Here is a 7704-nt window from a genome sequence, read left to right on the forward strand (position 1 = left end):
AGCTTATTATTGACTAGAGTCATGCTCTTTGTCTCTCTTGGGAAGATTTCTCTCTTGAGCAGAAAGGCGGGCTCAGTGCAGAAAGTGACGTATGCCGGTGCAAACCATGGCAATACCGGCAGCGTTGGCAGCAGCAATGGAATCGGCATCGCGGATGCTCCCCCCCGGCTGGATGATGGCGCGGATCCCTGCTTGGGCAGCCATCTCCACGCTGTCGGCAAAGGGGAAGAAGCCATCGCTGGCCAAAACAGCTCCTGCTGCTTGGGATCCCGCCTGCTGGAGAGCGATCTCCGCTGCTCCCACCCGATTCATTTGTCCGGCTCCGACGCCGAGCGTCTGTCCCTGCTTGGCAACGACAATGGCGTTGGATTTCACATGTTTGCAGACTATCCAGGCAAATTCCAGATCCGCCCACTCCTCCGGTGTGGGCTGGCGCTGGGTGACCACTTGCCAAGAAGGGGGGCTGTCGGTTTGCGTCGGTTCCTGGTCGCGACAGCGTTGCAGAGCAACAGGTGAATCGGCATCCTGCACCAGAAAGCCCCCGGCCAGGGTGCGGATTGTTTGGGCAGGCCCCACACACAAGTCCGGCAAGATCAAGACCCGCAAGTTCTTTTTGACTGACAGTAGCTCAGCCGCTTCTGGAGTGCAATCGGGAGCCACCACACACTCCAAAAAAGGCTCCACCAGCCGTCGGGCGGTCTCTGCGTCCAAGGGTTGGTTGAGGGCGACGATGCCCCCAAAGGCCGAAACTGGATCAGCAGCCAGGGCAGCCTCGAGGGCGGCAGCCGGCGATGGGCGAATGGCCACCCCGCAGGGGTTGTTGTGCTTAACCACCACCGCCACCGCTTGTTCAGGTTGCAAGAACTCCCTCCGACCAGAGCCAGAAGACACAGAGCCCTTCCCGTCAGTGGGCCGCGTCGCATCAGCATTGCGGAGTAACAAGGTTAACTCTGCCGCCAGGGCACGGGCCGCCTCCAGATCCAGCAGGTTGTTGTAGCTCAGCTCCTTCCCCTGCAACTGTTTGGCTTTATGCCAGCCGGGGGCAGCCGGATCCGTCACATACCAAGTGGCAGTTTGATGGGGATTTTCCCCGTAGCGCAGGCGTTGCCACAGGATCCCTTGCAGTTGAAACCTGTCTTCAGCGGCAGCTGCGGAGGACTGGGAGGGACCTGCTAGCTCCAGGCGAGCCAGGTAGGTGACGATGGCGCGGTCGTAGGCCAGCACCTGCTCAAAGGCCCGACGAGCACACTGGAAGCGAAACGCCAGCCGCTCTGTTTCCCCATAGGCCCCGGAGAGCAGTTGCAAATACCGAGGGTATTGGCTGGGATCCGTCAGCACCGTAACGTAGGGATAATTTTTGGCTGCCGCCCGCGCCAAAGTGGGCCCGCCGATATCGATCTGCTCAAAAGCTTCCTCCAGAGACACTCCTGCCTGGGCCACTGTCTGTTCAAAAGGGTAGAAGTTGACCACCACCAGTTGGATGGGAGGGATCCCCAGCGCCTCTAGGTCTGCCCGGTCTTCGCTGCATTCCAGGCGGGCCAAAATGCCGCCGTGGATGCGGGGGTGCAGCGTCTTCACCCTTCCCCCCAAGATTTCCGGCGCGCCAGTGTGGGCAGAGACAGGGGTGACCGGGATCCCAGCTTCTGAGAGCGCCTTGGCGGTTCCCCCACTGCTGAGCAGTTGAAAGCCATGCTCTTGCACGAGGGACTGGGCCAGCGGGATCAGTCCGGTTTTGTCGGATACACTCAACAAAGCCAACGGTACAGAATCCTGTTCGCGACAGCGTTGCGCAGTAGCAAGGGGCATTGGAGGCGTTATCCAGTAGAGAAGGGCCCAGAGGAAAAAGCTGGCCGGGATACCCAGCCCAGCGCTCTCACAGCATACCCCGAAAGCTGGACCCTCTTGTCCAGCCACCTGGTTCAGACAAATCTTCAGATCGTTCGCATCAGCAGGACGGATCAGGAATATTCTGCTTCGCCTCTCACCTGATCCTGCCGGACCTGTTCCCGCTCCCGGTTAAGGCGGGCCACCTGGGCTTCCAGATCTTGGATACGGTGCAGCAACTGTTCGATAGCCCGTCCCACTGGGTCAGGCATGAGATGGTGATCCAGGTCAATGCCATGGGCGGGGATGCGGCGCTGATGGGGCGGGATGACCGCACGGCCTGGGATCCCAACCACCGTCATGCCGGGAGCTACATCCTGAATCACGACCGCGTTGGCCCCGATCCGAGCTCTTTCCCCAATGCGAACCGGCCCCAGAATCTTTGCCCCCGTGCCGACAATCACCCCATTTTCCAGGGTGGGATGACGTTTGCCCTTGTTCCAAGAGGTACCCCCCAAGGTGACCCCGTGGTAGAGGGTAACATCATCGCCAATTTCTGCCGTCTCACCGATCACCACCCCACAGCCGTGGTCAATGAAAAAGCGCCGCCCAATCTTGGCTGCCGGGTGGATTTCAATCAATGTGAAAGAACGAGCCAAGAAGCTGAGCAGCCGCGCCAGGAAAAACCAGCGCCGTTTCCACAGCCAGTGGGCGATGCGGTGCAAAAACAGAGCATGCACACCGGGATAAGTGAAGATGACCTCCCAGCGATTGCGTGCTGCCGGATCCCGATCGAAGACACAATCAACATCCTCCCAAAATTGCTGCCAGAACCCCAGTTTTGGCTCCGGCTTGCCAGCAGGGAGAGAATTGCCCTCCCCCGTTTTGGGGCTTTCCACCGCCGACTGCTCGGCCTCCGTCAGCATGAATGGTCTCCGTTTAGGAACCTCCACTCCCCTTTTAGCACTTTTTGCCGGCAGCAAGGAGAGATCTCCAATCGCGCCAAGGGAGCTCCTCGCGCAACTCTCCACTGGGTCGAGCTCAAGCAAATTGCCTTCTGCCCTAGCCTTTACTCAACTGCTGAGCCACCAGTTCTCCAATGGCTTGCGCGGCTCCCGGCCTTCCCCCCAGCCGCTGCAGTTCTGTCTGCATTTGCTGACGGCGCTGGGGATCTTCCAACAGAACTCGCATTTGTGCGGCCACGGCCACCGGGCGCAAGTGGCCCCGCAACTCCGGTACCACCTCTCGCCCTGCCCAGATGTTCGGCCAAGCCAAGTGACCTAGCCAACGCAGAGCAATTCTGTTGACGGCGCGGGCCAGCCAAGTGCCCAAGCCTGGAAGGCGGGTCAACAGGCCAAGAATCCCATCCCAGGCGCGCATTGCCTCCAGCTTGTTGGTAGGGATCACCACAACCATCGGCACCCCCAAATAGGCCAGCTCGGCGGTGTTGGCGCCAATGGTGGTCAGACAGAGATCACAGTTGGCCAGCACAGAATAGGCAGGGAAGCTTGTCCACAATTGCACCGTGCTGCCAAAGGGGGTAACAAACTGGGATCCCAGATTGGTCTGCTCCAGAATGGCTGAGGTGCCATAGATCAAAGCCATATCGGGATTGAGCTTGGGATGAGCATACGCTGCCAATGACTGGGGGGTTTGTCCTGGGGCCACCGGGATCACAAAGCGGACATTCGGCAGCATCTGTCGCAGCTCATCGGCCACGGCCAGCACCAGCGGCACCCCCAAGGAGAGCTTGGCCGGCTTGGAGCCTGGGAGCAGCCCCACCTGATAGTGGGTGCGGTTCTCATCGCTCAGACGCTGCCAGCCGCGCGGTAGCAATTCTTCAAAGGCCTCCGGCCCGCTTACGCGATCGGTGAAGCGGTTCCCCACTCTCTCTGGCGCAGTTCTTACAGGCTCCCCCTCGCCGATGGAGCTGGGAGATGCATCTTGGAGCAGGCCAAAGGCTTGGGTTGGGGAAGAAAAGCCTGCCGTGGGTTTGGAGGCAGCGGCAGGAGATCTGCTGCCAAGCCAGCCGGAAAGGGGCACCCCCGGCAAATAGACAGCGCTGGCTACGCCATCCGCCATCAAATCCCCGACAACGTGCATTTTGTGGGCCCAAGGGTGGCCCAGCAGCCGCCCGCCATCGTAGCGACGCTTGATGGCCTCGGTTCGCACGGCGAAAGCATGCACCCAAGGTCGCCAACGGGGTTGATGCTCAGCATAGACCACCAGCCGATAGCGCAAGCGGCGAGCAATCCAGACGGCAAAAAACTGATCCCCCCCCAGAAACAGCACCACCCCTCGCTTGGCCCAATCCCAGGCTTCTTCGGTTTGGCCGGTAAGCAAAAAAGCCAGAAAAAAATCGGGATCCTGCACCCGATCCACGTCGACGAACGCTTGGGCTATCTTCATCTCTTGCCCGGAAGCATGGGGGCAGGGGGACAGCACCAGGGAGAGGCGTGCCTGAGGCAGTTGCTGGCGCAATTCCATCACCACCGGACGCACCCAGGTGGTCAGCTCTCCAGGGCCGTTTGAGAGAATAAGAATGTCATAGGGAGGCTCACCGCTGCTCAGTGGGGCCATCGGAGGCTGGGATCCTGCAATTAATCGTCTCATTCTACCGTTTGCCCATGGCCCTGGGCCGATTCCTGCCAGTCCGGAGATTTGTCGGGATCCCTTCCCAAAGAGGCAGCCCCAGCGTCGGCTGAGGGGCAAGGCGTTCTTCAGAGAGGCATCTGGCCATGCGAGAGGCCAGGGGATCCCTCAGGCCAGCAGGGACCCGCCGATCATCCCCGCCAGCAGAATAAACCCTTGCACCACATTTTGGCCGAAGATGGCCAGGTACAAGGTGGGAGAGGCATTCCTTTGGTGGAGCTGCCAGGTTTGCCGGCCCCAGAGGACAGTGACGATGGCCAAGCTGACAAAATAAACTCCATGCAACCGTAGGCTGAGGCCTACCCCCAACAGCGCGATGGCAGTGCCCAAAAAAAATAGCCCTACCGCCGTCGGCGTCCGCTGCCCGAAAAAACGGGCGCTGGAATGGATCCCGGCCCGCTCATCGTCCTCCCGATCCGCAAGAGCATAGACGGTATCAAATCCCAGTGTCCACAACACCGTGGCCAGCCACAGCCAGCCCAGCCCCTCTTCCCACAGGGGTGTGTTGGCATCTTGGCCGCTCACCGCCGTCCAACTGATGAGCACGGCAAATCCCCACGCCAGAGCCAGCACCAACTGCGGCACCGGAAACACCCGCTTGGCCCCCGGATAGAGCAGGATCACCGGCACCGCCGCCACACAGAGGGCAAAGCTAACCGGGTTGAGAAACAGCGCCAGCCCTGCCGCACAGGCCAAACTCACCACCGCCATCAGGATCCCGACGCCAACGGTCAACTCCCGGCTGGCCAACGGGCGATGGCGGGTGCGCTCCACCAGCGGATCCAAATCTCGATCCCAAAGATCGTTGATGACACAGCCTGCCCCACTGGCAGCCAGGCTGCCCAAAATGATGATCCCGACCAACGGCCAAGGGGGCGTTCCCCGTCCGGCCAAAAAAGCTCCCCACAGAGCCGGGATCATCAAAATCAATCGCCCTGCCGGCTTGTGCCAGCGCAACAGCCGCAGAATGGCTCCGCCAGTGGCCCAGAGTGCAGAAGGGGAAGCAGACATAACCGGTTTCCGGCCAATCGCGACAGCGGGACGGAGTCCTTAAAGCGTGAGTTGCCGTTCGCGGGAGGGGTGCAGAGCACCATGAGGCGTGGGTAGGGGCGGCTCCACATTAGAGATCTTAAATCATCCTGAATTGCAGGTTTTTGGAATCCTTTCGGTTCCATTCGCCGTCTCAAGACCTTGGGCAATCAGTCCACCCCTGTTCTCTTTACATTGGCCGGCCCTGGAAGTTTGATATCCTATCGGGGGGCTGCTGTTGACGGTGGCGGCACTTGCCCTTCTCACCCTGTGAGGCTGTTATCGCTACGTGACGCTTCCGCGTTCGTGACGGCGGTGCGGAGCACTTGCGTGCAGGCGCGACGGAGTTCTGTATGGAAGCAACCCTCTCCATGACCGGTCCACTTCCTCAAGCCAAGGAAGCTGCTCCCCATCTGGAGACCCTGCTGGTGGTGGAGGACGAGGATGCCATTCGGGAAACGGTTGCCCTAGCTTTAGAAGAGCAGGGATATCAAGTTTTACAGGCCGCCGATGGTCGGCAAGCCCTTGAGATGGTGCATACGGTTGAGCGGCTGGATTTGATGGTCTTGGATTTGATGTTGCCCAGCTTGAACGGTCTGGATCTGTGCAGGCTGCTGCGCAGGGAGGGCAACACGATTCCCATCTTGATGTTGACGGCCAAAAGTAGCGAAACCGACCGGGTGGTGGGCTTGGAACTGGGGGCCGACGATTATCTGACCAAGCCCTTCGGCATGCGGGAGCTGATCGCCCGCTGTCGTTCGGTGTTGCGTCGGCAACAACTGGCCCAAGCCAGCGATGCCACGGTGCTCCGCTACGGGGATCTGTGTATGTTTACCCAGGAGTGCCGCGTGTTGGTGCGGGGCGTTGAGGTGAGTTTTTCCCCCAAGGAATTTCGCCTGTTGGAGCTGTTTATGTCCAATCCCCGCCGCGTTTGGACGCGGGAACAGCTTCTGGAGCGCATCTGGGGATCCGACTTCATGGGCGACAGCAAGACCGTCGATGTACATATCCGCTGGCTGCGGGAAAAATTGGAGCTGGATCCCAGCAACCCAGAGTATTTGGTGACGGTGCGCGGCTTCGGCTATCGCTTCGGCTAGTCTTTTTGCTGGCCACGCCACCGGCGGGCAAAAGAGAGCGCCTCGGCACGAGTTTGAATCTGCCCCCAAGCCTGCGCCTCCTGGAGGTCTTGCAGCAACTGGCCTACCCAGGGGCCGGGTTTGGCCCCCAAGCTGTGCAGCAGATCGCGGCCATCCAGCAGGGGCACCAGATGGGCCAGGGGATCCTGGGGGTCTTCGTAGCGTTTGAGCCAAGACTCCAGCTTTTGAGGGTCGCCGCCCGTAGCCACCGCCAACAGCGCCAGGCCACCGAACAGGGATCCCGCCTGTTGATAAAGCCGCCACTGTTGCGCAGGGGTGGGGGAGTCCGTCAGGAGAAGCTGAAGCTGAGGCAGAAGATGGTGTAGCTTTTGGATGGCCCGCATTTCCGCTCGGCTGAAGCGCAGCCGCTCCAGCTCGGTTTCCACCCTTTCTGCCGTTCGCGTCAGCAAGACAGAGTCCTCAGTTCCCGCTGGATCCCACAACAAGGCCGCCAGCACCACTGCCAACAGCCTGCCGCGCCCTTCGCGTGAGGATGTCAAGGGCTGGGCCAGCTCTGCCAGCGTGCGGGGATAGAGCGGTTGCCAGCGCCCGGCCCACTCCCACACCGCCTGAGCTTGAGGGAAGCCCGGACTTTCCGGCTTCAGGTGGGGCAGCCAAGCCTGCAGCAACCCCGCCGCCACCGCCGCCTGTAGGTGAGCCAGCCCTGGGATCCCTGCCTCCAACAGGGCCACTATCTCTGCCCGCACCCGTTCTGCCGCCACATTCGCCAAAAGGGGAGCCCGCTCCCGGATCGCCTCTTGCGTAGCCGGATCCAGCCCAAACCCCAGTTGAGCTGCCTGTCGATAACCCCGCAACAGCCGCACCGGATCGGCGCTGAGGTTGTCGGGGTGGATCATGCGCATCCGGCCCTGGCGAATATCGGCTTGTCCGCCCGTGGGATCCAGCAGTTGCTCCCTTTGCAGATCCAAGGCCAGGGCATTGCAGGTGAAGTCCCGCTGCCTCAGATCCTCCTCAGGGGTGGATCCCGCCTGCAGCCCCACGTCCACGGTCAACTTTGCCAACACAATGCGGGCAATCTGCCGTTCGGGATCCAACACCACAA

6 protein-coding genes are annotated in these 7704 nt (G+C 60.9%); 1 reads left to right on the forward strand and 5 read right to left on the reverse strand.

Annotated elements, in window-relative coordinates:
- Positions 1-72: 72 nt before the first annotated feature.
- The 4 genes from purH to NW815_RS00400 form a co-directional block, all read right to left on the reverse strand.
- On the reverse strand, positions 73-1806 hold the full coding sequence (gene purH, locus NW815_RS00385; protein WP_414387981.1) for a bifunctional phosphoribosylaminoimidazolecarboxamide formyltransferase/IMP cyclohydrolase: 1734 nt from the start codon (positions 1804-1806) through the stop codon (positions 73-75).
- Positions 1807-1958: 152 nt separating this feature from the next.
- The gene (gene cysE / locus NW815_RS00390) at positions 1959-2750 is read right to left on the reverse strand and encodes a serine O-acetyltransferase (RefSeq protein ID WP_414387982.1); all 792 of its coding nucleotides are present in this window, start codon (positions 2748-2750) and stop codon (positions 1959-1961) included.
- A gap of 136 nt (positions 2751-2886) precedes the next feature.
- Positions 2887-4404 carry a hypothetical protein gene (locus NW815_RS00395; RefSeq protein ID WP_414387984.1) on the reverse strand — a complete coding sequence of 506 codons (1518 nt, stop codon included), beginning with the start codon at positions 4402-4404 and terminating at the stop codon, positions 2887-2889.
- Positions 4405-4584: 180 nt separating this feature from the next.
- Positions 4585-5487: a 4-hydroxybenzoate solanesyltransferase gene (locus NW815_RS00400; RefSeq protein ID WP_011434393.1), complete on the reverse strand. Its 903-nt coding sequence runs from the start codon at positions 5485-5487 to the stop codon at positions 4585-4587.
- A gap of 371 nt (positions 5488-5858) precedes the next feature.
- On the opposite strand from NW815_RS00400, the gene NW815_RS00405 reads away from it, so the two are divergent.
- Positions 5859-6602 (forward strand): response regulator, encoded by a 744-nt coding sequence (locus NW815_RS00405; RefSeq protein WP_414387986.1) that lies wholly within the window; start codon positions 5859-5861, stop codon positions 6600-6602.
- Here the strand turns inward: NW815_RS00405 and NW815_RS00410 are convergent.
- Positions 6599-7704: CCA tRNA nucleotidyltransferase (locus tag NW815_RS00410; protein WP_414415609.1), on the reverse strand; the 1106-nt coding region annotated here is incomplete at its 5' end. The genes NW815_RS00405 and NW815_RS00410 overlap by 4 nt on opposite strands.

Origin of the sequence: Synechococcus sp. R6-7 (assembly GCF_047461695.1) — a bacterium.
GTDB lineage: Bacteria > Cyanobacteriota > Cyanobacteriia > Thermostichales > Thermostichaceae > Thermostichus.

Bases quoted from the DNA above. Each gene is read 5' to 3' on its own strand.
- NW815_RS00400 (WP_011434393.1), bottom strand. From the start codon at position 5,487: ATGTCTGCTTCCCCTTCTGCACTCTGGGCCACTGGCGGAGCCATTCTG.
- purH (WP_414387981.1), bottom strand. From the start codon at position 1,806: ATGCCCCTTGCTACTGCGCAACGCTGTCGCGAACAGGATTCTGTACCG.
- NW815_RS00405 (WP_414387986.1), top strand. From the start codon at position 5,859: ATGGAAGCAACCCTCTCCATGACCGGTCCACTTCCTCAAGCCAAGGAA.
- cysE (WP_414387982.1), bottom strand. From the start codon at position 2,750: ATGCTGACGGAGGCCGAGCAGTCGGCGGTGGAAAGCCCCAAAACGGGG.
- NW815_RS00395 (WP_414387984.1), bottom strand. From the start codon at position 4,404: ATGGCCCCACTGAGCAGCGGTGAGCCTCCCTATGACATTCTTATTCTC.